The organism is Campylobacter sp. BCW_6461, assembly GCF_001762735.1.
Lineage (GTDB): Bacteria > Campylobacterota > Campylobacteria > Campylobacterales > Campylobacteraceae > Campylobacter_D > Campylobacter_D jejuni.
The window spans coordinates 1-1,252 of the sequence record NZ_MJXJ01000005.1 but is presented as its reverse complement, the minus strand read 5'-3'; the positions used below and the strand labels follow the sequence as shown (position 1 = coordinate 1,252).

Here is a 1,252-nt window from a genome sequence, read left to right as displayed (position 1 = left end):
AAAAGAAAGGGTATAAGTGATACAGCTATCATTGTTTCTACAGGACCATCTCTTACTAAACAACTTCCTTTGTTAAAAAAATATGCTAATAAAGCTACAATTTTTTGTGCAGATTCTTCTTATCCTATTTTAGCTAAACATGGTATAAAGCCTGATTATGTTTGTATGCTAGAAAGAACAGAAATTACTGCTGAGTTTTTTAATAATGATTTTGGGGAATTTGATAAGGATATTGTGTTTGTTTGCTCAGGGGTTGTTCATCCAAAGGCGATTGAGTATTTAAAGGGTAGAAATAGAAAATATCTTATCATACCAAGATATTTATATTTTCCAATCTATATAAAGCTTAAATATTTTGATTTTTTATACAATACACCTAGCGTTGCACATATGTCATATTTTCTTTCGGTTCTACTCAATCATAAAAACATCATTTTGATAGGACAGGATTTAGCTTATGCTGAAAATGGCAATTCTCATCCTGATGATTATCAAAATTCAGCTAATTATGAAAGTCAAATGTATGAACATATTTTAACCGAGGCTTATGGTGGGAAAAAAGAAATTAAAACTCATGAAGTTTGGATATTTTTTAAACAAATCCTAGAAGCAATGATTATTAAGTATCACATCACCACCTACAACTGCACCGAAGGTGGAGCAAGGATAGAAGGAACCATAGAAAAACCTTTTCTATGGGCTTGTGAGAATTTACTTGATAAAGATTTAAATAAACCTTTTGAAAAATTAGAACCTTTAAGTTTAAATAAACAAAATGAGTTTTTACTTAAGGCTTATTATAAAGTTTATCAAAGTATTAAACATTGTAGAGATTTTAACGATAATTTTATTAAAGTTTATGATAAAATAAAAAACTCTTTTATGAGTTTACAAAATTCTCAAAAAAATGAAATTTTTATTCAAGAAATTATTCAAGATATAGATAAAACCAAAACTCAAATAGATGAACTTTACAATACTCAAAAAGATTTGATACAAATTTTAGGTCCCTTACTAACTCAATTTGAACTTAATCTTGCTAGAATTTATGTTTTAAATCCTAAAACCAAAGAAGATGCTTTTAATAAAAGCATTCTTTGGATAAAAGAACATTTAGAATTTATGGAATTAGTTTATGGGCATATTAAAGCACAAGAAAATGCTTTGATTAAAAATATACTTCCTTTAGAAGAAAAACTTAAAGAAAGAAAATTAGATAAATGGATGGAAAGGGTGAGAAGGTGAGAGAAGA

1 protein-coding gene is annotated in these 1,252 nt (G+C 27.4%); it reads left to right on the top strand.

The features are described 5' to 3' along the window. Positions 1-1,245, top strand: a 1,245-nt coding sequence (locus tag AJ882_RS00285) for a motility associated factor glycosyltransferase family protein (RefSeq protein WP_148127814.1), incomplete at its 5' end; no start/stop codon positions are given. Positions 1,246-1,252: the final 7 nt, after the last annotated feature.